The organism is Vibrio breoganii (assembly GCF_001677275.1).
Taxonomy (GTDB): domain Bacteria; phylum Pseudomonadota; class Gammaproteobacteria; order Enterobacterales; family Vibrionaceae; genus Vibrio; species Vibrio breoganii.
Genome location: NZ_CP016177.1, coordinates 2,726,515 through 2,752,455, shown reverse-complemented (window position 1 = coordinate 2,752,455; position 25,941 = coordinate 2,726,515). Strand labels below are relative to the sequence as shown.

Genomic DNA, 25,941 nt, shown 5'->3' with positions numbered 1-25,941 from the left:
TTCTTTCGAAATTTGCCATTAACTGAACTTATCGTAAGATACGCCACCTAACTAAGGTGGCGTTTTTTTAATTACGACAAAACTATGCTAGGACGGCATAGTATCACTAAGCTGGTATACAGTATTACAGGGAGTAAGAGTATGCATAAAAAGCTATTGGCTACGTTGTTATCTGCCATGCTTGGCAGCTCATTTGCAGTGCAAGCCATTGAACTTAGCGTGGAAGATAAGCAGCAAATGCTATCTGATGCTCAGTCTCAGGAGAGTGCGCAACGCATAGTATCGCTCGCTCTATCCGAACAATCCGATCAAGCAAATTTCAATCTGCTTCGAATTAAACAGCCGCAGCAAGAAGTCGTCAGGTTTCTCGCCATCAAATCTATTTCTGAAAGTGCCCCCCAATATACCTCTGATTTAGCCGTCTTTGTTGACACTCAGCGCAAGGTAGCCCCGTCACTGAAAATAGTGGAGCAGGGGGATGGCTTCCGTTTTGTTTCTCCGGCGTTTTCCTATCAAATAATGGCACAGCGCCTGATTGATGATTGGAAGTTGGACGATCAAGTCATTGAGTTGTACGTGGGTGTGGAGAATGAGCAACTCGATTTACGTGCTTGGCTAACGGAACATCCAGACCTGACATCGCAAAGAGAAAAGCTACTGATTAACAACATCGACACGATCTCAGATGAGGGATTGGCCTATCTCGTTGAGCAGATTACCGATAACAGCGTGTTATCTTGGTTACCAAGTTCAGACCTGATGGTCGCAATGGCAACGAGATCCAATAACCCTGAACTCTACGATATTGTGTGGAAGATGAAAGCCGATAGCGCATTAAGTCGAGAGCTAGAACGACTAGGGCAAGACGGTAGTGACTTTTCAATACAACAAATGATCGTGGCGAGCCAAAACCCTTCATTGAGTGAGCGTAGTCTGCAGTTGCTAGCCAAATACGCGCCGACCTCGCAACCCGCGGAAGATTTTTTGGTCTCCAGGATGAGCAATCAAGGTGATGCACAGGTGATCACTGAAAGCATCCAAGGCTATGGGTACAATAGCTGGTTCAATCAGTGGGCAAGTAAGTACCCAGAAATATTTAACCGTTAAATTTGTTAGCGGAAGGTGATGGGCTTTTTGCTATACTGCGCCCATCTTTTTAGGCTAAATGGATTGTTATGAGCTGCAAAGACTTGCGAGACTTTCTTGCCCTTCTGGAGAAAGAAGGACAATTAAAGCGCATCTCCCACCCGGTTGATCCCGACTACGAAATGACAGAAATCAGCGACCGAACCCTGCGTGCTGGTGGTCCTGCATTACTGTTTGAAAATCCTATTGGCTATGATGTGCCTGTTTTAACCAATCTATTTGGCACCTCCAAGCGAGTGGCTCTTGGTATGGGTCGTCAACAAGTCAGCGATCTGCGAGAGGTAGGCAAGTTACTGGCTTATCTTAAAGAGCCTGAGCCACCAAAGGGCTTTAAAGATGCTCTAGATAAACTGCCTGTTTTTAAACAAGTCCTCAATATGCCGGCAAAGCGCCTTCGTAAAGCGCCTTGCCAAGATATCGTCTGGCAGGGTGATGACGTCGACTTAGATAAGATCCCAGTTATGAGTTGTTGGCCCGAGGATGTCGCTCCACTATTAACGTGGGGATTAACGGTTACTCGCGGACCTAATCAGAAACGACAAAACCTTGGTATCTATCGCCAGCAAAAGCTAAGCAAGAATAAAGTCATCATGCGTTGGTTAGCCCATCGAGGTGGTGCTCTCGATCTTAGAGATTGGTCAGAAGCCAACCCTGGAAAACCATTCCCTGTTTCAGTAGCCTTTGGTGCTGACCCTGCAACCATTCTAGGTGCGGTAACGCCAGTACCAGATTCGCTCTCCGAGTATGCCTTCGCAGGCTTGTTAAGGGGCAGCAAAACCGAAGTGGTTAAGTCAATCAGCAACGATCTAGATGTTCCTGCCAGTGCTGAGATTGTGCTAGAAGGTTATATCGACCCTAGCGAATTTGCTGACGAAGGCCCTTATGGTGACCACACCGGCTACTACAATGAAGTAGAAAGTCATAATGTGTTTACCATTACACACATTACGATGCGTAAAGACCCTATTTATCACAGTACCTACACGGGACGTCCGCCAGATGAACCTGCGGTATTAGGTGTCGCCCTGAATGAAGTTTTTGTCCCTATACTACAAAAGCAATTTCCAGAGATAGAGGATTTTTACCTACCTCCAGAGGGCTGTTCTTATCGCATGGCGGTAGTGACCATGAAGAAACAATACCCGGGTCACGCCAAGCGTGTGATGATGGGCGTGTGGTCTTTCTTACGTCAGTTTATGTACACCAAATATGTACTAGTATGCGATGAAAGTGTTGATGCTCGAGATTGGAATCAAGTTGTCGCGGCAATGACAGAGCACATGCAACCGAAACGCGACATAGTGATGATTGAGAACACCCCAATAGATTCTCTTGATTTTGCTTCACCAGTTGCAGGCCTTGGCTCGAAGATGGGTCTAGATGCGACCATCAAATGGCCAGCAGAGTTAGCCATGTCTAAAGAAGGTTCGTCTACACCTTTACCTGCTCTGCAGCAGGAAAAAGCCGAGCAGCTATTTGACGCACTAAAACAGCAATTTCCATTTATAAAGGATTGTTATTTACCTACTGAAGCGGGCTTTGGCGGGATGGCTATTCTATCCATAGATAAGCAACAAGCTAACCAAGGGATCGAAGTCATTGATGCAGTGTTAGCTGAGTTCTCTCAACATGCAGAGATGAAGTTTGTCATTGTCTGCGATCAAGACGTTAATGTTAGAGATTGGAATGATGTGATTTGGGCTATTACCACCCGTATGGATCCGGCTCGTGATAGTCAATTTATTGATGGGCCACACTCTCAATTAGGTATAGATGCCACCAACAAGTTGCAAGGTGAAGCGACGAGGGAATGGGGTAGACCTATCCATAAAGATAAAGAGCTGGTTGCTCGTATTGATAAGATCTGGGAACAGCTCAACATCTTATGACATACAAGGTAGAGCTTTTGCCCAGTGGTGTAATATTTGAGATAGAGGAACAGCAAACCATATTAGACGCTGCTCTATCTCAGAACATCGCATTCCCTAACCGATGCCAAGTTGGAGCATGCGGAATGTGTCTATGCCGATTAAAGACTGGTACAGTAGCGTATCAGTTAGAACCTATGCTAACAGAGAAAGAGCAAGCCCAAGGCTGGGTCTTTGCTTGCCAAGCGTTTGCAAACACAGATTTAGTACTTACTTTTGATGAGTAAGGATATAGAGGAAGATATGACCATTCGTTGCAAAGTAAAATCAATTAAGCCCTTAGCCAGCAATACATTCCGAGTATTGTTGCACCCTGAAACTCCTGTTGAGTTTGAAGCGGGGCAGTATTTGATGGTCGTAATGGGTGAGAAAGACAAGCGTCCTTTTTCAATCGCAAGTAGCCCTTGTCGACATGAGGGAGAGCTAGAGCTTCATATTGGTGCTGCTGAAGAAAATGCTTATGCTCTTGAGGTCGTTAACCGTATGCATGAAGCGCTGAGCAATGGTAGTGATATTGTTATTGATGCTCCTCATGGTGATGCGGCTCTTAAAGAGAGTGATCGCTCTATGTTACTTATCGCTGGTGGAACGGGTTTTAGCTACGTGCGTTCTATTCTGGATCACTGCATCAGCCAAAATATCAATAACCCAATCTATTTGTATTGGGGAGCAAGAAGTAAATCACAGCTGTATGCGTTTGATGAACTGACGTCTATTGAAGAACAGCACGCAAATATCCATTTTGTTCCTGTAGTAGAAGATGATGAAGGCATTTGGACTGGAAAAACCGGCAATGTGCTTCAAGCCGTGATGCAGGATTTTTCAGACCTCTCTGAGTATGACATCTATATAGCAGGTCGATTTGAAATGGCCGGTAGTGCAAGAGAGCAGTTTATCTTTAATAAGAAAGCTAAGGTCGAGCAAATTTATTCTGATGCGTTCGCATTTATCTAAAACTATCAGAAACTGCTTTAAACCGACCAAAACAGCCCGCTTTTCAAGCGGGTTGTTTGTTTGTTGAGCGTAAAAAAAGAAACTGCAAAAAACTTATAGAAAAGGCTTGCCAATGTGACGAGCATCTCTATAATGCGCCCCACTGACACGGCAACAGCGGAAACGCTTCGCAGTGTTTCAGTAGGCTAACTAGCCGAACCCAATTGAGTTTAACTTCTCTTAGAAAATTAAATTCAAAAAGTGTTTGACACTGAGGTTCAAATCGCTAGAATGGCTGTCCGCTTTGAGAGACTCCTCACAAAAGGAATCGTCGAAAAGCAACGCTCTTTAACAATTTAGACCTATCAATCTGTGTGGGCACTCGTTGATGATAATCGAAAAGATTTATCAATGAACTGAGTGACCAAAACGATGACTTTTAGTCATTGGCACAGTCAATTCATTATCGTTCTGTTGGAACGATAATAGCTTTAAAATTACTTCTTACTTTCGAGTAAGGAACAGTTTTGAAGTCAGTATTCATTGAGCCGAAGCGTAAGCTTCAACAAAACTTTAATTGAAGAGTTTGATCATGGCTCAGATTGAACGCTGGCGGCAGGCCTAACACATGCAAGTCGAGCGGAAACGACAACATTGACCCTTCGGGTGATTTATTGGGCGTCGAGCGGCGGACGGGTGAGTAATGCCTGGGAAATTGCCCTGATGTGGGGGATAACCATTGGAAACGATGGCTAATACCGCATAACGTCTACGGACCAAAGAGGGGGACCTTCGGGCCTCTCGCTTCAGGATATGCCCAGGTGGGATTAGCTAGTTGGTGAGGTAATGGCTCACCAAGGCGACGATCCCTAGCTGGTCTGAGAGGATGATCAGCCACACTGGAACTGAGACACGGTCCAGACTCCTACGGGAGGCAGCAGTGGGGAATATTGCACAATGGGCGCAAGCCTGATGCAGCCATGCCGCGTGTATGAAGAAGGCCTTCGGGTTGTAAAGTACTTTCAGTCGTGAGGAAGGCATTAGAGTTAATAGCTTTAGTGTTTGACGTTAGCGACAGAAGAAGCACCGGCTAACTCCGTGCCAGCAGCCGCGGTAATACGGAGGGTGCGAGCGTTAATCGGAATTACTGGGCGTAAAGCGCATGCAGGTGGTTTGTTAAGTCAGATGTGAAAGCCCGGGGCTCAACCTCGGAACCGCATTTGAAACTGGCAGGCTAGAGTACTGTAGAGGGGGGTAGAATTTCAGGTGTAGCGGTGAAATGCGTAGAGATCTGAAGGAATACCAGTGGCGAAGGCGGCCCCCTGGACAGATACTGACACTCAGATGCGAAAGCGTGGGGAGCAAACAGGATTAGATACCCTGGTAGTCCACGCCGTAAACGATGTCTACTTGGAGGTTGTGGCCTTGAGCCGTGGCTTTCGGAGCTAACGCGTTAAGTAGACCGCCTGGGGAGTACGGTCGCAAGATTAAAACTCAAATGAATTGACGGGGGCCCGCACAAGCGGTGGAGCATGTGGTTTAATTCGATGCAACGCGAAGAACCTTACCTACTCTTGACATCCAGAGAACTTAGCAGAGATGCTTTGGTGCCTTCGGGAACTCTGAGACAGGTGCTGCATGGCTGTCGTCAGCTCGTGTTGTGAAATGTTGGGTTAAGTCCCGCAACGAGCGCAACCCTTATCCTTGTTTGCCAGCACGTAATGGTGGGAACTCCAGGGAGACTGCCGGTGATAAACCGGAGGAAGGTGGGGACGACGTCAAGTCATCATGGCCCTTACGAGTAGGGCTACACACGTGCTACAATGGCGCATACAGAGGGCAGCCAACCAGCGATGGTGAGCGAATCCCAAAAAGTGCGTCGTAGTCCGGATTGGAGTCTGCAACTCGACTCCATGAAGTCGGAATCGCTAGTAATCGTGAATCAGAATGTCACGGTGAATACGTTCCCGGGCCTTGTACACACCGCCCGTCACACCATGGGAGTGGGCTGCAAAAGAAGTGGGTAGTTTAACCTTTCGAGGAGGACGCTCACCACTTTGTGGTTCATGACTGGGGTGAAGTCGTAACAAGGTAGCCCTAGGGGAACCTGGGGCTGGATCACCTCCTTATACGATGATTATTCACGATGAGTGTCCACACAGATTGATATGGTTTAAAAAGTTAGAGCAGGAAAAACTTCCAGATGGGGCTATAGCTCAGCTGGGAGAGCGCCTCGCTGGCAGCGAGGAGGTCTGCGGTTCGATCCCGCATAGCTCCACCATCTTTAAGTGTTTTTGTTCTTTTCTCTAGAAAGAATAGAGAATATTTAAAAATGGTTTCATAAGCATTATTGCTTGGAAATTCATGCTCTTTAACAATTTGGAAAGCTGACGATTAGTAATGTGATTTCATTACTAATCAAATTTAAAAGTTCTCAAATCCTATGTACTTCTTTTTAAATAAAGAGGGATGTAGGTACCAACACACATTCAAGTGTTCTTGGGAATGTATCCTTGCCAGGATGCATTCAAATTTGAGTCCGGCAAAATCGAATGTTATCTCGCTCATAATAAAGAGATAACGCACCTTGGAAACGTCATACTGCAGCGTAGCAACTGCATTGCGTTAAGCAAGACCCTTTGGGGTTGTATGGTTAAGTGACTAAGCGTACACGGTGGATGCCTTGGCAGTCAGAGGCGATGAAAGACGTAATAACTTGCGATAAGCCCAGATTAGGTAGTAATAACCATTTGAGTCTGGGATTTCTGAATGGGGAAACCCACGTGCATAAGCACGTATCATTAACTGAATACATAGGTTAATGAGGCAAACTCGGGGAACTGAAACATCTAAGTACCCGAAGGAAGAGAAATCAACCGAGATTCCGAAAGTAGCGGCGAGCGAAATTGGATTAGCCCTTAAGCTTTTAATGCGTCAGGTGAAGAGTCTGGAAAGTCTCGCAGTATAGGGTGATAGCCCCGTAACCGACAACGCATTTTAAGTGAAAACGAGTAAGGCGGGACACGTGATATCCTGTTTGAACATGGGGGGACCATCCTCCAAGGCTAAATACTACTGACTGACCGATAGTGAACCAGTACCGTGAGGGAAAGGCGAAAAGAACCCCTGTGAGGGGAGTGAAATAGAACCTGAAACCGTGTACGTACAAGCAGTAGGAGCGCCTCGAAGCGTGACTGCGTACCTTTTGTATAATGGGTCAGCGACTTAATTTTAGTAGCAAGGTTAACCGTATAGGGGAGCCGTAGGGAAACCGAGTCTTAACTGGGCGTCGAGTTGCTAGAATTAGACCCGAAACCAGGTGATCTAGCCATGGGCAGGTTGAAGGTTGAGTAACATCAACTGGAGGACCGAACCGACTAATGTTGAAAAATTAGCGGATGACTTGTGGCTAGGGGTGAAAGGCCAATCAAACCTGGAGATAGCTGGTTCTCCCCGAAAGCTATTTAGGTAGCGCCTCGGACGAATACCAATGGGGGTAGAGCACTGTTAAGGCTAGGGGGTCATCCCGACTTACCAACCCTTTGCAAACTCCGAATACCATTGAGTACTATCCGGGAGACACACGGCGGGTGCTAACGTCCGTCGTGGAGAGGGAAACAACCCAGACCGCCAGCTAAGGTCCCAAAGTATAGCTAAGTGGGAAACGATGTGGGAAGGCTCAGACAGCCAGGATGTTGGCTTAGAAGCAGCCATCATTTAAAGAAAGCGTAATAGCTCACTGGTCGAGTCGGCCTGCGCGGAAGATGTAACGGGGCTAAGCTATACACCGAAGCTGCGGCTGCATACTTTGTATGCGGGGTAGGGGAGCGTTCTGTAAGCGGTTGAAGGTGGTCTGTAAGGGCTGCTGGACGTATCAGAAGTGCGAATGCTGACATGAGTAACGATAAAGGGGGTGAAAAACCCCCTCGCCGGAAGACCAAGGGTTCCTGTCCAACGTTAATCGGGGCAGGGTAAGTCGACCCCTAAGGCGAGGCCGAAAGGCGTAGTCGATGGGAAACGGGTTAATATTCCCGTACTTCTTATAATTGCGATGGGGGGACGGAGAAGGCTAGGTGGGCCTGGCGATGGTTGTCCAGGTTCAAGTATGTAGGCGGAAGGTTTAGGTAAATCCGGACTTTCTCAACGCTGAGATACGATGTCGAGCTGCTACGTGCAGTGAAGTCATTGATGCCATGCTTCCAGGAAAAGCCTCTAAGCTTCAGATTATAAGAAATCGTACCCCAAACCGACACAGGTGGTCGGGTAGAGAATACCAAGGCGCTTGAGAGAACTCGGGTGAAGGAACTAGGCAAAATGGTACCGTAACTTCGGGAGAAGGTACGCTCTTGGCGGTGAAGTCCCTTGCGGATGGAGCTACTAGGAGTCGCAGATACCAGGTGGCTGCAACTGTTTATTAAAAACACAGCACTGTGCAAAATCGTAAGATGACGTATACGGTGTGACGCCTGCCCGGTGCCGGAAGGTTAATTGATGGGGTTAGACTTCGGTCGAAGCTCTTGATCGAAGCCCCGGTAAACGGCGGCCGTAACTATAACGGTCCTAAGGTAGCGAAATTCCTTGTCGGGTAAGTTCCGACCTGCACGAATGGCGTAATGATGGCCACGCTGTCTCCACCCGAGACTCAGTGAAATTGAAATCGCTGTGAAGATGCAGTGTACCCGCGGCTAGACGGAAAGACCCCGTGAACCTTTACTACAGCTTGGCACTGAACATTGACCCTACATGTGTAGGATAGGTGGGAGGCTTTGAAGACGGTACGCCAGTATCGTTGGAGCCGTCCTTGAAATACCACCCTTGTAGTGTTGATGTTCTAACTTAGTCCCCTTATCGGGGATGAGGACAGTGCCTGGTGGGTAGTTTGACTGGGGCGGTCTCCTCCCAAAGAGTAACGGAGGAGCACGAAGGTGGGCTAAACACGGTTGGACATCGTGTGGTTAGTGCAATGGCATAAGCCCGCTTGACTGCGAGAATGACAATTCGAGCAGGTGCGAAAGCAGGTCATAGTGATCCGGTGGTTCTGAATGGAAGGGCCATCGCTCAACGGATAAAAGGTACTCCGGGGATAACAGGCTGATACCGCCCAAGAGTTCATATCGACGGCGGTGTTTGGCACCTCGATGTCGGCTCATCACATCCTGGGGCTGAAGTCGGTCCCAAGGGTATGGCTGTTCGCCATTTAAAGTGGTACGCGAGCTGGGTTTAGAACGTCGTGAGACAGTTCGGTCCCTATCTGCCGTGGGCGTTGGAAGATTGAAGGGGGCTGCTCCTAGTACGAGAGGACCGGAGTGGACGAACCTCTGGTGTTCGGGTTGTCATGCCAATGGCATTGCCCGGTAGCTAAGTTCGGAATCGATAACCGCTGAAAGCATCTAAGCGGGAAGCGAGCCCTGAGATGAGTCTTCCCTGGCACTTTAAGTGTCCTAAAGGGTTGTTCGAGACTAGAACGTTGATAGGCAGGGTGTGTAAGTGCTGCGAGGCATTGAGCTAACCTGTACTAATTGCCCGTGAGGCTTAACCATACAACACCCAAGGGGTTTTGTGGACTCAAAGTAAGAACTTTGAATGTGTGATATAACTTTTAAATAATAGCTTTCCGAATTTTAAAATTTGCTTGGCGACCATAGCATTGTGGACCCACCTGATTCCATGCCGAACTCAGAAGTGAAACATAATAGCGCCGATGGTAGTGTGGGGTTTCCCCATGTGAGAGTAGGACATCGCCAGGCTTTAATTTTGAATAACCCGCTTTTGAAGCGGGTTTTTTCGTCTCTCTAGACGACAAATTGCTGGTATGGCTCAGTTGGTAGAGCGCACCCTTGGTAAGGGTGAGGTCCCCAGTTCGACTCTGGGTACTAGCACCATATTTTGCTATTAGATTCTTAATCTGATTGCACACAAAATTTGCTTGGCGACCATAGCATTGTGGACCCACCTGATTCCATGCCGAACTCAGAAGTGAAACATAATAGCGCCGATGGTAGTGTGGGGTTTCCCCATGTGAGAGTAGGACATCGCCAGGCTTTAAATTTGAAAAAACCCGCTTCTATAGCGGGTTTTTTCATATCTGAATCTTGGAAAAGTAGCGTGTGTTTGCGGATCGCCGCACCGCCCATGTGGGAGTAGGACATCGCCAGGCTTTAAATTTGAAAAAACCCGCTTCTATAGCGGGTTTATACCAATCCGGAAAATTAACTGATCAGGTCTATCCAATCTCTTTGGCACATTTTTGTGACGCGATCTCTGCACTCAAGAAAGCCATTCCAAGCGCGACAAACCTTGGACACAATTTCGTTGTAATCAGTGAAACTTTGGTTTGCTAAATAATGTTGTCTTAACCAGCTCCAAACTTGTTCAATAGGGTTCAGCTCTGGCGAGTATGGAGGAAGCTTGATGATACTGACGTTATTAAATTGGTTCGCTATGTCGTCCGTATGCCAGCCTGCACCATCCATTATTACGACTGCATGACGACCTTTTTCTGTAGCTTTCGATATTTGTTCTAGGTGGTTGATCATGATGTCCTTGTTTACCCAAGGAACAACTATTGCTTCGCCGATCCCTCTTGCTGGGCACACAGAGCCAAACAAATAAGCGTATTCAAATTGCTGCTGTTTTACGACTCTAGGCCTCGTTCCGCGAGTCGCCCAAAGACGAGTTGTTGTGTTCTGCTGACCAAATCTAGCCTCATCTTGAAACCAGACATCAACCTGTTCTAGCCCAATATGGCCGGGGATCTTAAGGATCGTTTCTATTTGGAATTTTTTTAAAATCGTCTTGGATTTGCTGTGATTGCTTAGGGTGTTTTGAACGAGAAGTTATCCAAGAAAAGCCCATGTGCTCGAGGAGATAATAGATGGAATTGGGGTGATAGTGTTTATCAAAGTGTTCAACGATGTAGTCATGTATATCGCTACCGACAAGACGTCCTCCAGACGGTGATTCAGCTGCTTTTTGTATGAATTCGCTGAGTTGTTTTCGTTGTTCCTCATTGAGATATGCAGGTCTACCTGTGCGGGGTTTTTCTTGAAGCCCTTCCAAGCCTTCTTCAAAAAAGACCTTAACCCATTTATTCACACTGGTTCGGCTAACTTTAAGATATTTAGCAATTTGAGTTCGCGAATGACCTTCTTTGAAGTGTGCAAGCGCTAGTAAGCGAACCTTCATCTGAATGGTTTTTTGTTGACTCGCTAGCTTTTTGAAATCGGTATTATCAAGGCTATCCATAGCAATATTTCACAATTGTTTGATAGCCTCAATTAGATCATATTTTTACTTTAATTGGTATTATTCATATCTGAATCTTGGAAAAGTAGCGTGTGTTTGCGGATCGCCGCACCGCCCATGTGAGAGTAGGACATCGCCAGGCTTTAAATTTGAAAAAACCCGCTTCTATAGCGGGTTTTTTCATATCTGAATCTTGGAAAAGTAGCGTGTGTTTGCGGATCGCCGCACCGCCCATGTGAGAGTAGGACATCGCCAGGCTTTAAATTTGAAAAAACCCGCTTCTATAGCGGGTTTTTTCATATCTGAATCTTGGAAAAGTAGCGTGTGTTTGCGGATCGCCGCACCGCCCATGTGGGAGTAGGACATCGCCAGGCTTTAAATTTGAAAAAACCCGCTTCTATAGCGGGTTTTTTCATATCTGAATCTTGGAAAAGTAGCGTGTGTTTGCGGATCGCCGCACCGCCCATGTGAGAGTAGGACATCGCCAGGCTTTAAATTTGAAAAAACCCGCTTCTATAGCGGGTTTTTTCATATCTGAATCTTGGAAAAGTAGCGTGTGTTTGCGGATCGCCGCACCGCCCATGTGGGAGTAGGACATCGCCAGGCTTTAAATTTGAAAAAAACCCGCTTTTATAGCGGGTTTTTTCATATCTGAATCTTGGAAAAGTAGCGTGTGTTTGCGGATCGCCGCACCGCCCATGTGGGAGTAGGACATCGCCAGGCTTTAATTTTGAATAACCCGCTTTTATAGCGAGTTTTTTCATATCTAGCGTTTGTAAAATCTCCCCAGAACCCAGAACCCAGAACCCAGAACCCAGAACCCAGAACCCAGAACCCAGAACCTGATACGACCTCAATAAAGTAGACACCTAATTTAAGGATTAGGTGTCATGCAAGTAAAACAAAGACGAGTATTTTCAAACGAGTTTAAAAGAAACGCAGTTCAAAAATCACTAGAGTCTCCAGATACAGTAAACTCAGTCGCTAAGTCATTAGGTATTCATCCTAGGCTTTTGAGTAAATGGAGGCGCAAATTGACATCATCTAAGCAAACTTCAAACCCAATTAAGAACGAAGGTCCAGAGCATTCTTTAGCTGAGCTAGAGCGAGAAGTCGCTCGTCTTAAAAAGCAGCTTGAAAGGGCTGAAATGGAGAATGACATGCTAAAAAAGGCGAAGGCCTACTTCGACAGCCGAAAAGAATAAAGTTTGAGTTTATAGCTAAGCACCATAGTGCCAAGCGACCGATTAAGTGGCTTTGCCATCTCTTTGAAGTCTCTCGTTCAGGGTATTATAAGTGGTTGAACAGTGAACTTAGTGAACGGTCTGTAGAGAATCGTACATTATCTGATTTTCTCAAGGCTACCAGCGACGAGCAGCACTGTATTCCTGGTTATCGGAAGCTTTGGAAATTTGCGATTGAAAACAGCTTTGTGTGCAGCAAAGCGAGGGTCCAACGCTTACTGCAAGCTATGGGCTATCGTTCTCGGGCTTGTAAACGCAGCTTTGGTCGCGCAGTAAGTAAATCAAATACCATTAACGCTTTTAATCTGCTGAATCGAGAGTTTAAAGTCGCTGACCCTAATCGTGTTTGGGTATCCGATATTACTCAGGTTAGGTGCCGGGATGGTTGGCAATACTTGTGTGTAATTCTTGATTTGTACTCAAGAAAAGTTGTTGGTTGGGGAACGAGCAAAATAAACAATGCTGACTTAGTCATAAAGACACTAAATCGAGCGTGGAAGCTCAGAAAGCCGGACGGTGACAAATTACTATTTCATTCAGATCAAGGAACCCAATATACGGCTGAGAATACATTGCTTTGGCATCACAAACGGAACATTACCGTGAGTATGTCTAGGAAAGGAAATTGCTGGGATAATGCGTGTGCAGAGAGCTTCTTTGCACAGTACAAAAAAGAGTGGATGAGTAACGTTGGAGAGATATCTCGCCAGCAAATGATCACTCAAAGTCGACTTTATATCGTTAATTATTATAATTCAGTAAGAAAACATGGGACACTCGGTGGAGTTAGTCCCAATGATTTCGAACTAGTAAAATAAAACCCCGTGTCTACTTTTACGGGGTCATATCAACCCAGAACCCAGAACCCAGAACCCAGTCTAACTCGAAATATAATTAGCCTCAGCCACACTCCACAAGGCCTTGATCAGTGGATTATTGAGCTGCGAACGCTTGCAACATACCCCTAGCTTAAATGGCTTAACCGGCTCCACATCCAGCTTTTGAATATGGTCTTTTACTGGGCTGTTATTAATCACGACATCTGGTGCAATTCCAATACCACAGCCTAATGCCACCATACTGACGATCGCCTCATGCCCTGCCACCTGCGCATAGATGTTTGGCTTAATCTTGCTTCGCTTAAACCAGGTATTACAGCGATCTCGAGCGGTGCCCTCTGAGGGTATAATAAAGGGAATTTCATTCCAGTTAATAGGCTCTGTGAGCATGCTTTCTATATTGGCTACTCCCTTAGGGGCTATAACCGATAATGAAATCTCGCTGATGTTTTCAAAGGCAACCCTTGAAGGTAATTGGTCACTTTCTGCAGAAATGGCGATATCCGCTTCATCATTTAGTACCTTTTCTATTGCTTGTGCAGGGTCACCGGTACTGAGCTTATACTCGATCAATGGATGCAATAAACGAAACTCTGACAGTAAACGAGGCAAGTGGCTGTAGCTTGCTGTTACCGAGCAAAATAGCCGTATCTCACCCTTTAATACATCCTTATGATCTGAAAAGTTTAGGGTAAAGGTTTGCCATTGATTCACAATGTTGTGAGCAACAGGGAGCAGCTCTTTGCCTGCGGTGGTTAACTCAACACTTCTATTGTCTCTAATGAATAGAATCTGCTCCGCTTCTTGTTCTAAGCGCTTTATTTGACGGCTTAATGCCGATGGGCTCATGTGCATTGCGGACGCAGTCTTGCTGAAGTTCTTACTTTCAGAAAGATGTAGAAAAATCTGTAGGCTTTTGATGTTCATTTGAGTAATCTTCTTGTTGCATAATTTGCAATGATTAGTTGTGAATATATCACTTTAAGCAACTTTCAACCTGAATTAGTATGAACTCAATCGGCAAATAAAGCCGAACTATGGAAAGAATTTTTAAGGAGAGCCCGTCATGGCTAACTATTTCAACACGCTAAACCTACGTGAGCAATTGGACCAATTGGGTCGTTGCCGTTTTATGGACCGTTCTGAATTTGCTACAGAAGCTGATTACCTAAAAGGTAAGAAAGTGGTTATCGTAGGTTGTGGTGCTCAAGGCCTAAACCAAGGCTTGAACATGCGCGATTCTGGCCTAGATGTATCTTATGCATTACGCCAAGCTGCTATTGATGAGCAACGCCAATCTTTCAAAAACGCAAAAGAGAATGGCTTTGAAGTAGGTAGTTACGAGACTCTTATTCCTCAAGCAGACCTAGTTGTCAACCTGACTCCAGATAAGCAACATAGCAATGTTGTTGAGACAGTGATGCCACTAATGAAGCAAGGCGCTGCATTGGGTTATTCTCACGGCTTTAACGTTGTTGAAGAAGGCATGCAGATTCGTGAAGACCTTACAGTAGTTATGGTTGCACCTAAGTGCCCAGGTACTGAGGTTCGTGAAGAGTACAAGCGTGGCTTCGGCGTTCCAACACTGATCGCTGTTCACCCAGAAAACGACCCTAAAGGCGAAGGCTGGGATATCGCTAAAGCTTGGGCTGCAGGTACGGGTGGTCACCGCGCGGGCTGTCTAGAGTCTTCTTTTGTTGCTGAGGTTAAGTCTGACCTAATGGGTGAGCAAACTATCCTTTGTGGCATGCTACAAGCGGGTTCTATCGTATGTTATGAGAAGATGATTGCTGACGGCATCGATGCTGGTTACGCAGGAAAGCTTCTTCAGTACGGTTGGGAAACTATCACTGAAGCACTGAAGTTCGGTGGCATCACTCATATGATGGACCGTCTATCAAACCCTGCTAAGATCCGCGCTTTTGACCTTTCTGAAGAGCTTAAAGATCTTATGCGCCCGCTTTACAACAAGCACATGGATGACATCATCCAAGGCGAATTCTCTCGCACTATGATGGCTGACTGGTCAAACGACGACGTTAACCTATTCAAATGGCGTGAAGAGACAGGCGAAACTGATTTCGAAAACTACCCTGAGTCTGATGTAGAGATCTCTGAGCAAGAGTACTTCGACAACGGCATCCTAATGATCGCTATGGTTCGTGCTGGTGTTGAGCTTGCGTTTGAAGCAATGACAGCTTCTGGCATTATCGACGAGTCTGCTTACTACGAATCACTGCACGAGCTTCCGCTAATCGCGAACACTGTTGCACGTAAGCGTCTATACGAGATGAACGTTGTTATCTCTGATACCGCTGAGTACGGTAACTACCTATTCGCAAACGTAGCAACACCGCTTCTACGTGAGAAGTTCATGCCTTCAGTAGCAACTGATGTTATCGGTAAAGGCCTAGGTGAAGCGTCTAACTTTGCTGATAACCAACGCCTAATCGAAGTGAACGAAGCCATTCGCAACCACCCAGTTGAGTACGTAGGTGAAGAACTACGTGGCTACATGACTGACATGAAGCGCATTGCTGTTGGTGGCTAATCGCTAGTTAAAAGTCCGCCGACGAGTTCGGCGGTACTCTTAAACTAAAAAAGGCTTGGTATGAAAATACCAAGCCTTTTTGTTTGTACGTGAGGTGGCTATTCGCCTTTAGTAGAAAGCTTCTCTTCTAGATCGGCCATCTTCTTTTCCATCTCGTTTAGCTTTTGACGAGTGCGCAGTAATACTTGAGTTTGCACCTCGAACTCTTCACGACTGATCACATCTAGCTTGTTCAGCTGGGATTGAATGACTTGACGGACTTTTTGATCAACGTCAGTGCCTAGGTCTTTTACTGGCTGAGGCATAGATTCATGAATTTGCTTTGCAATCTGCTCTAGTTTTTTAGGGTCGAACATAGGGGCGTTTCTCCAAAATCGTTTGTTATATTCTAAGCAATTCAGCGTCTTTTGTCGCAAACAATATCGAGACAGATATTTGTTTTTGATATAAAAAAGGGCTCATCTCTGAGCCCTTTTACGTTCATTACCCTAGATTAGTTTGATTCAACGACTTCGCTTTCATCAAATTCAGGTAGCGGTTTATGCTCGGAAGCAAGGAAGCTGTAGATAACCGGTAGTACAAACAAGGTAAACACGGTACCAATAGCAAGACCGGCAACAATTACGATGCCTATACTAAAGCGCTGTGCAGCACCTGCACCTGTTGCATACATTAGAGGTATCAAACCTGCAATCATCGCCGCAGTGGTCATTAGAATTGGTCTCAGACGTACTTTAGCTGCAGCCATTACTGCATCTACACGATTGCGTTGATGATGCAATTGCTCTTCTTTTGCCACCTCACAGATCAAAATGCCGTGTTTGGTAATTAGACCAACCAGCGTTATCAATCCGACCTGGGAATAGATGTTCATCGTTGATAGACCCCAAGCCAACGCCACCAAAGCGCCACTGATGGCGAGTGGTACGGATACCATGATCACCAGTGGGTCACGTAACGACTCAAACTGTATTGCCAGTACCAAGAAGATGATCGCGATTGCCAGCAAGAAGGTGGTGTATAACGCACTTCCTTCGGTCACAAACTGACGAGATTCACCCATATAGTCATGGTTGTATCCACTCGGTAGTTTTTCCGCTGCAGTCGTTTCAAACCATGCGATGGCATCACCCATAGCCACACCAGGAGCTGGAACCACACCCACAGTTGCTGAATTCAACTGGTTAAAGTGAGGTAGAGACCTAGGCTGAGGTATCACATCGATGGATATTAAGCTGCCTAATGGTACTGAATCGCCCGTAGATGAACGTACATAATAGTTGTTCATCGACTCAGGATTCATTCGGAATTTACGCTCCACCTGTGGGATAACCTCATACGAACGGCCATACAAATCGATACGGTTGACGTAGCCATCAGCCATCATGGTACTTAGGGTTATACCGATATCTTGCATGGTAATGCCATAAGCACCCGCTTTATCTTTATCTATGGTGATCTTCATAGTGGCTGAATCGTAGTTCAGGTCGAGATCAGAATAAACAAATTGTGGGTTTGCATTTACTTCAGCAAGTGTGTTGGTTGCTATCTGGAACAAACTCTCAAAGCTGTTTGGTGTAGTGATAACAAATTGAATCGGAAGGCCTGAGCCTGCACCAGGAAGCTCTGGCATTTGGAACGCAGTGATTGCCATACCGGGTACTTCTGCGATTAAGCCAGAAACTCGGTTAGTGATCTCTGATTGGCTAGCTTCACGCTGGCTCCATGGTTTCAAAGACGCAATACCAAATGCCTGATTGGAGTTAGGTACACCTGTAAAGATCTGTGCGTATGCGACCTCAGGTTGCTCGTTCAGAAGCTCATTCACATGGTTCATGGTGTTTTGCAGATAATCTAGGTTCGCATTTGATGGACCAGTACCCATCATCATGACAACACCTTTATCTTCCGACGGTGCCAATTCACTTGGAATAAACTTGAACAGTAACGGCAAGCTACCGAATACAATCAATGCAAAGGCAATCACAACGCCTCGGTGTTGCATTACTGAACCGAGTGCAGATGCATAAGACTCACTAAGGGCATCTAATTTCTTATGAACAAATTGCTCAAAGCGATTTGGTTCCTCGTTCTGCTTAAGGAAGGTTGCACACATCATAGGACTGAGCGTTAACGCTATGATCCCGGATACAAATACCGCCCCCGCAAGGGTGAGCGCAAACTCCTTGAATAACGAGCCAGTAATACCGCCCATCAAGGCAATAGGAGCGTAAACTGCACCCAGTGTCAGTGTCATTGCAATAACCGGAACCGCGATCTCTCGCGTACCAATAATCGCGGCCCTAAACGGTGTTTCTCTCAGCTTAATATGCCGGTCGACGTTCTCCAGTACAACGATGGCATCATCCACCACCAAGCCGATAGCCAATACCATGGCGAGCAAGGTCATCAAGTTCCAGGAAAACCCTAGCGCTTGCATGAACATGGCTACCCCGATTAGCGATAGCGGGATGGTTACGATAGGGATTAGTACCGCACGGTAAGAGCCCAAGAATAATGTGATAACGACCAGTACGATAAGAGCCGCCTCAAGAATGGTTTTTGCTACCTCTTGAATTGACTCGTTGATCGCAACCGTGGAGTCATACATTACCTGCATCTTGATATTGGTTGGCAGGTTCTTTTCTAGTTGTGGCAAAAGCTCCAGAACATCAGCTGCGATGTTGATTGGGTTAGCACTTGGCGCACCGTTAATTGCAGCTACAACCGCCTCTTGGCCATTGGCACTTGCACGATAGATATCGTGACTCTTCTCACGGGTTACCTTGGCAATATCGCTAAGGCGAACAACCTGACCGCCATCTTGTTTTACGACAAGATTTTTTAGCTCTTCAACGTTAGCAACTTGAGTGTTAGCACTACCATTATAAAGAACTAAAGCGCCGGTTGCCTGACCGGTTGCCGACTGGAAGTTGTTGGCATCTAATACACCCATCACGTCAGTTGCGGTGAGTTGCAAACCTGCCATTTTTTCAGGATCTAGCCATACACGCAGTGCGTATTTCATACCACCGTAAAGGTCGATCTTGGATACGCCATTAACGGTAAATAGCTGTGGATTAACAACGCGTTCAAGATAGTCAGTGATCTGACTTGAAGCTAATTCATCACTTGTGAAGCCTATATACATAACCGCGGTCGTCGAACCTGTCGACATGGTTACAGTAGGATCCTCTGATTCCTTAGGAAGCTGAGAGCGAACCGAGTTGGTTTTAGCGAGTATGTCCGATAACGCCGCATTCGGGTCTGTGTTTAACTTCATGGTGACAGTAATGGTTGAACTACCCAGTACCGATTGAGATGTCATGAAATCGATATTGTCAGCCTGAGCAATGGCTTGCTCTAGTGGCTGAGTAATAAAGCCCTGGATCAGATCTGCACTAGCACCGTAGTAACTGGTTGATACCGTAACTACAGTGTTGGTCATTTCAGGGTATTCACGCACCTGCATCTTGAAGATAGCTTGCATACCCAGCAGAGCTATCAAAAAGCTGATAGAGATCGCGAGTATTGGGCGCTTTATAAAAATGTCTGTAAATCGCATTGTCTATCCCTTACAGCATCGGAAGTTCAGTCGGTGGGGTGGTGGCATCACTTTCCACAATTTTCACCTTGGACTCGTTGCTCAGGCGTACCTGACCTGAGGTCACGATCACTTCACCAGGCTTAACGCCATCTAGGATTCGCACGTTGTTTTGGTCGCGCTCGCCAGCTTTAATGACACGTTGTGCTACACGATGAGTTTCTTCATCGAGAACGAATACGCTATCACCGTACAGGGTGTAAGTAATCGCCACTTGAGGTAGCACGACTTGATCTTGAAGTTTTGGCAACACAATTTGCGCACGAGCAAACATACCGGATCTCAGTTCACCTTGAGTATTTGGAATTTCAGCCTGTACTTGCAGTAAACCACTTTGATAGTTAATCGCAGGCTCTATCGCTGAAATGGTACCGTCAAAAGTGCTACCAGGATAAGAGTCGACTTTGATGCGGATCGCCTGACCAATGTTGATACGTGAGATATCGTTTTGCGAAACGGTAAAGCGCATACGCATAACACTGATGTCTTCTAGGCGCGCGATTCGGCTACCCGCTTGCATGTATTCACCAAGGTTGACGCCACGAATACCAATCACACCTGCAAAGGGTGCATTCACGTCGCGACGATCGATGGTGGCTTTGAGGCCAGCAATATCGGCTTTCAATGATAGATAAGAGGCTTCGGCATCATCAAAATCGGCTTGCGAGATCGCCCCTTTCTTGATTAAGCCTTTGTAACGCTTATATTTTGCTATTGAGGCTGGGTATCGAGCCTCAGCACTTTGTAGATTCGCTTTTTCAACATCGGAATCTAGCTGCACCAAAGAGGCACCCTTAGAAACCTGTTGGCCAGAAACAAAGTTAATCTTAGTCACAATGCCACTTGCCTCTGCAGTTAGTGTTACACCCTGCAGTGGTTCAATGAATCCAATTGCGTCGATACTTGGCGTCCACTCTTCAGCAGAGGCCGTCATTACGGTAACTGGATACTCTGGCTCTGGGCGGTTCGCCATGTATTCTGCTATCTTCTGCTGCTTGAAGATATTGAAGCCAATCACGCTACCGAACAGGGCGATAGCAATAATAAGCATAATTAGTGTCCACTTTTTCATGGAACGGTTCTCCAGTTATTTAGTTGTAATGGCATCCCAGCTTGCTTGGATGGCCAGTTGATAAGTTTCGCTGTCGATAGGGTCTATTTCTTGAAAATGCTTGCGGGTCAATGCAACGCAGCTTTCCAAACTTAGGCTATATAAAACCGAATCGGGTAAATTCTTAAGTTTTCCGGACTGTCTGCCTTCTTCAAAGACACTGAGCAGCCGATCAAACAATTTTTTCTCTAGGTTTCGAATCTCTTTGCTTAAAGGCGAAGGTAACGATTCATACTGAATTTGAGTTTGTAATAACCCTAGTTGAGATCCCCCAATACTCCATACGTTGTGGCACATAGTTTCGTACCTTTCATAGAGAGATTGATTAGAGAGCACATCCTTCTGAATGATTTCCGCAACCTGTCTTGTTAGCCAGAGTCTTACCTCTGCAATCACGCTATCCTTGTCTTTGAAGTAGAGATAAACAGTGCCTGCAGCCATCTTGGCTTCTTTCGCGAGTTTTTGTATCGAAAGGCCATTGAAGCCATCACGACCTAAAATAGTCACAGCAGCTTCTAAGATGTCTTCGCGCTTGGTTTTAGATGTCATGGATATAACATTCCCTACCCAAATGAATGAACGTTCATTCATTTTATTGGACAATTATTAAAATGCAACTGTTTGTAAGCATAGGTAAGCATTTGGAAAAGGAAAATTCGATTGGAAATGAGCAAGGTGAACAGTATGATTAGAGCCCTTTTTTGTATCTCGGTGGCGTTATGAGACTGAATCCACAGCAAGACCAAGCGGTAAAATTTGTGTCAGGGCCTTGTCTGGTATTGGCCGGTGCAGGCTCAGGTAAAACTCGCGTAATTACCAATAAGATTGCCTATCTAGTTCAGCAGTGTGGTTATAAGGCTCGCAATATCGCAGCGGTAACCTTTACCAACAAAGCGGCACGAGAGATGAAAGAGCGTGTCGGGCAAACTTTAGGTAAGAATGAATCAAAAGGCTTGATGGTGTCTACATTCCACACCCTAGGCCTCAACATCATTCGCCGAGAATACAAAGCACTAGGTCTAAAGGCGGGTTTTTCTCTTTTTGATGACCAAGACCAGCTTTCAATGCTCAAAGAGCTTACGGAAGATTTGTTAGACGGTGATAAAGATTTACTTCGCCAGCTAGTCAGTACCATTTCAAACTGGAAGAACGACATGTTGACGCCGGCTCAAGCAAGAGCCTCGGCGCAGGGTGAACAACATACGTTATTTGCCGATTGCTTTGAGATGTATCAGCGCCAGATGGTGGCTTATAACGCCCTAGATTTTGATGATTTGATTCTTATGCCCGTATTGCTATTAAAGCAAAACGAGGAAGTGCGAGAGCGCTGGCGGGCACGCATTCGATACCTTTTGGTGGATGAGTACCAAGATACCAACACCAGCCAGTATGAACTGGTTAAGTTGTTGGTTGGCGAGCGTGGTCGACTGACGGTGGTGGGCGATGATGATCAGTCTATTTATTCTTGGCGCGGTGCTAAGCCACAGAACTTGGTGTTGCTTGGTGAAGACTACCCAAGCTTAAAGCTTATTAAACTGGAGCAGAACTACCGCTCTACTAGTCGAATATTGCGCTCGGCTAACATCTTAATCGCAAACAACCCACACGTGTATGAGAAGAAACTCTTCTCAGAGATACCTGATGGTGAAAAGCTCAAGGTACTCATGGCCAAGAATGAAGACCATGAGGCAGAGAGAATTACCGGTGAGATAATTGCGCATAAGTTTGTTAACCGAACCCATTACAAAGATTACGCCATCCTTTATCGCGGCAACCATCAATCGCGTCTGATTGAAAAGTCACTGATGCAGAACCGAGTCCCTTATCGCATTTCTGGGGGAACCTCGTTCTTCTCTAGAGCTGAGATCAAAGATGTAATGGCTTACCTAAGGGTGCTTGTGAACCCTGATGACGATAATGCATTTTTGCGTATCGTGAATACACCGCGCAGAGAGATAGGCCCGGTTACTCTCGAAAAGCTAGGCAGCTATGCCAACATGCGTGGCAAGAGCTTGTTTGAGGCATCGTTTGAGCTTGGATTAGAACAGACGCTTGCAGGTAAGGGCTTAGAAAGCCTACGCCGCTTTACCGAGTGGCTAGTGAGGGTCGGTGACAACGCAGAGCGCGGCAATACCGTTGAAGCCGTTCGCAGTCTAGTGCGTGATATTAAGTATGAAGACTGGCTCTACGAAACTTCCGCGAGCCCGAAAGCCGCAGAAATGCGAATGAAGAACGTGTCTGACCTTTATACTTGGATAGTGGCTGATCTCGAAGGGGACAACTACGACAAAGAAGAGAAGACCCTTAAGGAAGTGGTTCAGCGTTTAACCTTGCGTGACATGATGGAGCGTGGTGAAGATGACGCTGAGGCCGATCAGGTTCAATTGATGACACTGCATGCATCAAAAGGCCTAGAGTTCCCTTATGTTTATTTGATGGGTGCTGAAGAGGGGATCTTGCCGCACCAAACCAGCATAGATGAAGATAACGTCGAAGAAGAGCGCCGCTTAATGTATGTAGGCATTACTCGTGCACAGAAAGAATTGAGCTTTACGGTATGTAAAGAGCGTCGTCAGTACGGTGAACTTATCAAGCCAACGCAAAGCCGCTTTTTAGATGAGCTTCCGTTCGATGATTTAGAGTGGGAAGTGAAGAAGAAAGAACAAACCAAGGAAGAGCGTATGGAGAAGGGGCAAGCCCATATTGCCAATCTAAGGGCGATGTTTAAAAAATAGATGCTCAAGAGCTTGTCCAAGATCTTAGCTAAAAACTTGTCCAAGAAACAAAAAAAGATGGCCTAGGCCATCTTTTTTATTTGTGTCGTTAAACCCTTAAAGGTCGGCAATCATATGGTCGATAGCGGCAATGATTTCATCATCGCTACAATCCATACACGCACCACGTGCTGGCATTGCGTTGAATCCATTGATTGCGTGATCTGCCATCGTTTCTTTACCTTGGGCAATACGCGCGGTCCAATCAGCAGCATCGTTGATTTTAGGAGCTCCGCTCACACCTGTGCCATGACAGGCTACGCAGAATGTTCCATAGATTGTTGCGCCGTCTCGAGGGCCTGAGGCAACTTCTTGCTCTGGTTCTGCTCCAGCAAGATAAACATCGCCCACTGGCTTAATTCGCTCGGCAATCGCGTCATAATCTTCTTGGCTCGAAGAGGCGAAGCTAGCTCCGGAGAATACAAGCGCGGCTGTAAATAGGGTAATAAGTTTACGAGACATATCCATTAACTCTCTTTTAATTCCTGAGTAAGCGCCAACCAGATGAACATTTGTACGTAGTTCGCACAAAATGGAACAACTAACTGTTAAGGTGTTGTAAATGTTGAGTGATTATATATCTTATGATTGTTGCATTAAACTATATCTTTACTGGGGCGAGGGTTAAATCACATCTCGAAACTTACAGTAAGTGATCGTTTTCGTTGAAAAAAAGCGCAAACACAAAAAAAATCTGAAAAAGTACTAGACGGCAAAGTGTGATATCCGTATTATTCCACTCCGCCGATAGGGCATGCGCCCGTAGCTCAGCTGGATAGAGCGTTGGCCTCCGGAGCCAAAGGTCGAAGGTTCGAATCCTTTCGGGCGTACCATCCGGAAGCTTGTTCTCAGAAACAGCGTATTGGCAAAAAATAGTGGTGGCTATAGCTCAGTTGGTAGAGCCCTGGATTGTGATTCCGGTGGTCGCGAGTTCGAATCTCGTTAGCCACCCCATTATTTCGGTAACTTCGGTTTCCTGTTTTGATTTAATCAGAACGAAATATAAGTCGGTGAATAGCACGGTTTGATAGTGCATCCTGCCTTTGAGAATAGCGGGACTAGAGGTAACCCTCTGGTAAAAACGAAGTTCTCTAAAATTTGTCGGTGAATAGCGCAGCTTGGTAGCGCATCTGGTTTGGGACCAGAGGGTCGGGGGTTCGAATCCCTCTTCACCGACCACTACAATTGGTCATGGCAAATATGCGATGGCAATAAAAGATCAGTGGTGGCTATAGCTCAGTTGGTAGAGCCCTGGATTGTGATTCCGGTGGTCGCGAGTTCGAATCTCGTTAGCCACCCCATTGATTAAGGTAACCTCGGTTCCCTGTTTTGATTTAATCAGAACGAAACATAAGTCGGTGAATAGCGCAGCTTGGTAGCGCATCTGGTTTGGGACCAGAGGGTCGGGGGTTCGAATCCCTCTTCACCGACCACTACATAAGGCCTCACTCGAAAGAGTGAGGCCTTTTTGCATCTGGGATTTATAGTTTGGACGAGAAAAGTACATTTGGTCGGGGGCTGGAAGCCCAGTCGCATCGAATCCATCCTTACGGTTTTCTTTTTGAAGCCATACTCGAAGCTTTTCATTCGGGTATAAAAAAGCGCACTCAATAGTGCGCTTGGTGATTAATCTGATTAATCCATCATGTGTTTGCGTCGAATATCTAACAACGCGAAGATACCAAAGATAAGTATTGACCACTTCTCCCAGGAAGAGAGCTTTACCTTGTCTCCAAATGCTCCAAGGAAGATGGCTGACTGAAGTCCGTGCATCATGAGTAGGAAAGCGGCCATGATGTAGAGTGCGATGGCGGCCTTACCTGGAAACGGGTGAAAAATATTAAAAATCAAAACAAACCAAACAAAGGCGATTGCAGCCTTCGCTAGCATCAAAAGATATTTCATTACTGCTCTCTTATAAATAGTTGAAATCTAACTTGTCCCGCCACTTTTTCACGATGTAATTGCCAGCTTTCTGGCAGGGCAGGCATCTCTAATTCTTTTTCAGTCTCAATGTAAATCAGTGCCTGATCGTTTAGCCAGTGATTGTTTTCCAACAGCTCTATTGTGTCTGCTAGTAAACCTTGTCGAAACGGCGGATCAATAAATACAATATCGTATGCCTGTCCTTCCTGTTTCAAGAAGTTTAGTGAATTTTGGTTCAATAGGTTGATGTTTGTCGCTTTAACGGTCTGTGCGTTTTGTTGCAACTGTTGAAAAGCTTGGCTGTTGAGCTCAATCAAGGTGACTTCTTCGGCCTGTCTTGAGGCTGCTTCAAATCCTAGTCCTCCAGAGCCTGCAAACAGATCTAGACAGCGAGCATTTGGGATGTCATTGGCAATCCAATTGAACAAGGTTTCCTTCACTCGATCTGTGGTGGGGCGTAATCCTTCAGCATCATAAACGGGGAGTTTTCGTCCGCGCCATAAGCCACTGATGATGCGGATTGAGCCTGAACCCTTGTTATTTTGTGAAGAAGAGGAGCGTTGATGTTTTCTCATGCTGTTTTTGGCCATCGAATAAGTGGTATCATACCCTATTGATTATTTTAAAATTGTACTCGTAA

Annotated in this window: 16 protein-coding genes, 7 tRNA genes and 4 rRNA genes; 18 read left to right on the top strand and 9 right to left on the bottom strand. The window is 46.0% G+C overall.

Annotated elements, in window-relative coordinates:
* The first annotated feature begins 141 nt into the window (after nt 1-141).
* The 10 genes from A6E01_RS12795 (at nt 142) to rrf (A6E01_RS12750) (ending at nt 10,048) form a co-directional block, all read left to right on the top strand.
* On the top strand, nt 142-1,107 hold the full coding sequence (locus A6E01_RS12795) for a hypothetical protein (protein ID WP_065210315.1): 966 nt from the start codon (nt 142-144) through the stop codon (nt 1,105-1,107).
* Between the two features lie 68 nt (nt 1,108-1,175).
* Complete coding sequence (gene ubiD / locus A6E01_RS12790) at nt 1,176-3,035, top strand: 4-hydroxy-3-polyprenylbenzoate decarboxylase (protein WP_017032912.1); 1,860 nt, start codon at nt 1,176-1,178, stop codon at nt 3,033-3,035.
* Nucleotides 3,032-3,301: a 2Fe-2S iron-sulfur cluster-binding protein gene (locus A6E01_RS12785; RefSeq protein WP_017027070.1), complete on the top strand. Its 270-nt coding sequence runs from the start codon at nt 3,032-3,034 to the stop codon at nt 3,299-3,301. The genes ubiD and A6E01_RS12785 overlap by 4 nt, the downstream gene beginning before the upstream one ends.
* A gap of 16 nt (nt 3,302-3,317) precedes the next feature.
* Nucleotides 3,318-4,028, top strand: a complete 711-nt coding sequence (fre, locus tag A6E01_RS12780; protein WP_017027069.1) for an NAD(P)H-flavin reductase — start codon at nt 3,318-3,320, stop codon at nt 4,026-4,028.
* A 553-nt stretch (nt 4,029-4,581) separates the two neighbouring features.
* Nucleotides 4,582-6,136: ribosomal RNA gene (locus A6E01_RS12775) — 16S ribosomal RNA — on the top strand.
* Between the two features lie 76 nt (nt 6,137-6,212).
* Nucleotides 6,213-6,288 (top strand) — tRNA-Ala (locus A6E01_RS12770).
* Between the two features lie 370 nt (nt 6,289-6,658).
* Nucleotides 6,659-9,547: ribosomal RNA gene (locus tag A6E01_RS12765) — 23S ribosomal RNA — on the top strand.
* Between the two features lie 91 nt (nt 9,548-9,638).
* Nucleotides 9,639-9,754, top strand: a 5S ribosomal RNA gene (gene rrf / locus A6E01_RS12760).
* Nucleotides 9,755-9,813: 59 nt separating this feature from the next.
* Nucleotides 9,814-9,889 (top strand) — tRNA-Thr (locus A6E01_RS12755).
* A 43-nt stretch (nt 9,890-9,932) separates the two neighbouring features.
* Nucleotides 9,933-10,048, top strand: a 5S ribosomal RNA gene (rrf, locus tag A6E01_RS12750).
* The 16S, 23S and 5S rRNA genes sit together here with 2 tRNA genes alongside, the layout of an rRNA operon.
* A gap of 168 nt (nt 10,049-10,216) precedes the next feature.
* On the opposite strand, the gene A6E01_RS20960 is transcribed toward rrf (A6E01_RS12750), so the two are convergent.
* Nucleotides 10,217-11,252 (bottom strand): IS630 family transposase gene (locus A6E01_RS20960; RefSeq protein WP_371944777.1). Its coding sequence is split into 2 segments (ribosomal slippage): nt 10,217-10,787 and nt 10,786-11,252, totalling 1,038 coding nucleotides; the frame shifts between segments, so codons are not numbered across the junction.
* Between the two features lie 890 nt (nt 11,253-12,142).
* Between A6E01_RS20960 and A6E01_RS12725 the strand changes: the two genes are divergently transcribed.
* Nucleotides 12,143-13,314, top strand: a protein-coding gene (locus A6E01_RS12725; protein ID WP_156744619.1) for an IS3 family transposase whose coding sequence is annotated in 2 segments (ribosomal slippage) — nt 12,143-12,416 and nt 12,416-13,314 — 1,173 coding nt in all. Because the reading frame shifts where the segments join, the coding sequence is not laid out codon by codon here.
* Between the two features lie 60 nt (nt 13,315-13,374).
* Here A6E01_RS12725 and ilvY read toward each other — a convergent pair.
* Complete coding sequence (gene ilvY, locus A6E01_RS12720) at nt 13,375-14,262, bottom strand: HTH-type transcriptional activator IlvY (protein ID WP_017029527.1); 888 nt, start codon at nt 14,260-14,262, stop codon at nt 13,375-13,377.
* A 139-nt stretch (nt 14,263-14,401) separates the two neighbouring features.
* Between ilvY and ilvC the strand changes: the two genes are divergently transcribed.
* Nucleotides 14,402-15,886: a ketol-acid reductoisomerase gene (gene ilvC, locus A6E01_RS12715; RefSeq protein ID WP_017029528.1), complete on the top strand. Its 1,485-nt coding sequence runs from the start codon at nt 14,402-14,404 to the stop codon at nt 15,884-15,886.
* A 98-nt stretch (nt 15,887-15,984) separates the two neighbouring features.
* Here the strand turns inward: ilvC and ubiK are convergent, their stop codons facing one another.
* The 4 genes from ubiK to A6E01_RS12695 all read right to left on the bottom strand — a co-directional run bounded on the left by ubiK (nt 15,985) and on the right by A6E01_RS12695 (nt 21,150).
* A complete protein-coding gene (gene ubiK, locus A6E01_RS12710) occupies nt 15,985-16,242 on the bottom strand; it encodes a ubiquinone biosynthesis accessory factor UbiK (protein ID WP_017029529.1) in 258 nt (85 codons plus the stop codon).
* 137 nt (nt 16,243-16,379) lie between these two features.
* Complete coding sequence (locus A6E01_RS12705) at nt 16,380-19,451, bottom strand: multidrug efflux RND transporter permease subunit (RefSeq protein ID WP_065210311.1); 3,072 nt, start codon at nt 19,449-19,451, stop codon at nt 16,380-16,382.
* 10 nt (nt 19,452-19,461) lie between these two features.
* Nucleotides 19,462-20,562: an efflux RND transporter periplasmic adaptor subunit gene (locus A6E01_RS12700; protein ID WP_017029531.1), complete on the bottom strand. Its 1,101-nt coding sequence runs from the start codon at nt 20,560-20,562 to the stop codon at nt 19,462-19,464.
* Between the two features lie 15 nt (nt 20,563-20,577).
* Nucleotides 20,578-21,150, bottom strand: a complete 573-nt coding sequence (locus A6E01_RS12695) for a TetR/AcrR family transcriptional regulator (RefSeq protein ID WP_017029533.1) — start codon at nt 21,148-21,150, stop codon at nt 20,578-20,580.
* 170 nt (nt 21,151-21,320) lie between these two features.
* Between A6E01_RS12695 and rep the strand changes: the two genes are divergently transcribed.
* Nucleotides 21,321-23,336: a DNA helicase Rep gene (gene rep, locus A6E01_RS12690; RefSeq protein ID WP_017029534.1), complete on the top strand. Its 2,016-nt coding sequence runs from the start codon at nt 21,321-21,323 to the stop codon at nt 23,334-23,336.
* A 96-nt stretch (nt 23,337-23,432) separates the two neighbouring features.
* Here rep and A6E01_RS12685 read toward each other — a convergent pair whose 3' ends face one another.
* Nucleotides 23,433-23,843, bottom strand: coding sequence for a c-type cytochrome (locus A6E01_RS12685; RefSeq protein ID WP_017029535.1), 411 nt, complete (start codon nt 23,841-23,843; stop codon nt 23,433-23,435).
* A 288-nt stretch (nt 23,844-24,131) separates the two neighbouring features.
* On the opposite strand from A6E01_RS12685, the gene A6E01_RS12680 reads away from it, so the two are divergent.
* The 5 genes from A6E01_RS12680 to A6E01_RS12660 all read left to right on the top strand — a co-directional run bounded on the left by A6E01_RS12680 (nt 24,132) and on the right by A6E01_RS12660 (nt 24,808).
* Nucleotides 24,132-24,208, top strand: a tRNA-Arg gene (locus tag A6E01_RS12680).
* Between the two features lie 45 nt (nt 24,209-24,253).
* A tRNA-His gene (locus A6E01_RS12675) sits at nt 24,254-24,329 on the top strand.
* Nucleotides 24,330-24,477: 148 nt separating this feature from the next.
* A tRNA-Pro gene (locus tag A6E01_RS12670) sits at nt 24,478-24,554 on the top strand.
* Between the two features lie 46 nt (nt 24,555-24,600).
* A tRNA-His gene (locus A6E01_RS12665) sits at nt 24,601-24,676 on the top strand.
* 55 nt (nt 24,677-24,731) lie between these two features.
* Nucleotides 24,732-24,808 (top strand) — tRNA-Pro (locus A6E01_RS12660).
* Between the two features lie 202 nt (nt 24,809-25,010).
* On the opposite strand, the gene A6E01_RS12655 is transcribed toward A6E01_RS12660, so the two are convergent.
* Both A6E01_RS12655 and rsmD read right to left on the bottom strand, forming a co-directional pair.
* Entirely contained in the window at nt 25,011-25,280 is a 270-nt protein-coding gene (locus tag A6E01_RS12655) for a DUF1145 domain-containing protein (RefSeq protein ID WP_017030133.1), read from the bottom strand.
* Nucleotides 25,280-25,876, bottom strand: coding sequence for a 16S rRNA (guanine(966)-N(2))-methyltransferase RsmD (rsmD, locus tag A6E01_RS12650; RefSeq protein ID WP_026012758.1), 597 nt, complete (start codon nt 25,874-25,876; stop codon nt 25,280-25,282). Before rsmD ends, A6E01_RS12655 begins: the two co-directional genes overlap by 1 nt.
* Between the last annotated feature and the right edge of the window lie 65 nt (nt 25,877-25,941).